We start from the raw sequence: 1,665 nt of genomic DNA, 5'->3' as shown, positions 1-1,665 counted from the left end.
AGAAGCTGTTGTCTTTTCGATCTTGAGAGATGCGCATCGAACGGGAGTCCCGATCGGGTGGTCGCGGGGCGCTGGGCGCATACAAACAGGGCCTCCTGAACAGCTCGTTGGTGTCGAATCACCGAGCAGCAGGAGGCCCTGGTGCAGCAGTCTTGCGTGCCGACGGCCGGGCAGTCCAGCGCGGTCACCTGGGAGTGTGACTGCCTGGCTCACCGGTTCGGAAACGCCGCCGACAACGGGACGCGGCAGCCTCGCTACCCGACGGACATGACGGACGCGGAGTGGGTCCGGGTCCTGCCGCTGCTGCCGGTGCCGGGCTGGATGCGCGGCCGGGGCGGCCGGCCGGAGGCGTATTGCCACCGGGCCATGCTCGATGCGATCCGGTATCTCGTGGACAACGGGATCAAGTGGCGGGCGATGCCCGCCGACTTCCCGCCGTGGGACCGCATCTACGCATTCTTCCGCCGCTGGCGCGACAACGCCCTGGTCAAGGAGTTCCACGACCGGTTGCGCGCGAGGGTCCGCGAGGAGCTGGGGCGGGATGCGCAGCCGACGGCCGGGGTGATCGACTCGCAGTCCGTCAAGGCGGATGCCGTCGTCGGCGCGGACAGCCGCGGCTTCGACGGCGGCAAGCTGGTCAACGGCCGCAAGCGGCACGTCGTGGTCGACACCCTCGGCCTGCTGCTGGGCGTGATGGTCACCGCCGCGGATGTCGGCGACCGCACCGCTGCCCAGGTCCTGTTCAGGCAGGTCGCCGACGCCCACCACCGGCTGGAACTGGTCTGGGCTGATGGCGGCTACACCGGCAGCCTCGTCGAGCACTGCCTGGCCACGTTCGCCCTGGTCCTGGCGATCGTCAAACGCAGCGACGACCGACGGGGGTTCGTGGTGCTGCCCAAACGGTGGATCGTCGAACGTCTCTTCGCCCACCTGATGCGAAGCCGCCGCCTGGTGCGCGACTTCGAGCGGCGCACCACCAGCGCCGAGGCGATGGTCTACTGGTCGATGATCACTCTCATGACCCGCCGCCTGGCCCGGCCACACCCGCGGCGAGGGTGAACCGGCCCGGCTGCTGCTCGGCCAGCCAGCCACGGGCCACCAGGCGTTTCGCCTTCGACCGCAGCGCCTCCACCCTCGCCGGCACCACCTCCATGCCGAACAAGGCGGCCAACTCCTGGCAGGTCAGCGGCCCTTGACGGAGCCGGGCCCGGTCCGCGAGCGCGGTGAGGATGCGCTGGTAGTCCACCGACAGCACCGACCAGGCCAGCCCCTGGCGCCACACCGGCACCTGCGACTTCGGCTTCGCCCCGTCCCGGGGCACCGACTGCACCGCCGCATCCCGCGGGTCCTCGGTGACCTCCGCCCCGGCGGAGGCGCCGCCGTCCGGAGCCAGCACCGTATCCACCCGCCTGCGAGCGATCGCCCACTCCTGCCACTCCAGCTCGGCCGCGGCAAGCTCGGCCTGGATACGGTCGGCCTCCTCCCGCAGTCCGTCGACGCGACGCCGAGCGGCGAGCTCGTGCTGTTCCAGCAGTCCAACAACCGACGGCATCCGCCACCTCCCGGGGAACGACAACCCGACAGGCCACCACTCCCACGGAACCACCACTCCTATCCCCGACCAGCGGAAACGCGTCGATCACGTCCTGAAAGACAACAACTTCT

The 1,665-nt window shown here is 70.1% G+C and carries 2 protein-coding genes; one reads left to right on the top strand and one right to left on the bottom strand.

All coding sequences use genetic code 11. The features are described from left to right. The first annotated feature begins 141 nt into the window (after positions 1-141). Positions 142-1,059 carry an IS5 family transposase gene (locus tag ACWGKQ_RS52145; RefSeq protein ID WP_453299176.1) on the top strand — a complete coding sequence of 306 codons (918 nt, stop codon included), beginning with the start codon at positions 142-144 and terminating at the stop codon, positions 1,057-1,059. On the opposite strand, the gene ACWGKQ_RS52140 is transcribed toward ACWGKQ_RS52145, so the two are convergent. Next, positions 1,016-1,552: a hypothetical protein gene (locus ACWGKQ_RS52140; RefSeq protein ID WP_453299175.1), complete on the bottom strand. Its 537-nt coding sequence runs from the start codon at positions 1,550-1,552 to the stop codon at positions 1,016-1,018. The two genes, ACWGKQ_RS52145 and ACWGKQ_RS52140, sit on opposite strands and share 44 nt — an antisense overlap. Positions 1,553-1,665 lie beyond the last annotated feature (113 nt).

This window comes from Streptomyces sp. NPDC054770, from assembly GCF_053611985.1.
Note: the sequence above shows the minus strand (reverse complement) of the source record. Positions and strands in the feature narration are given on the sequence as shown.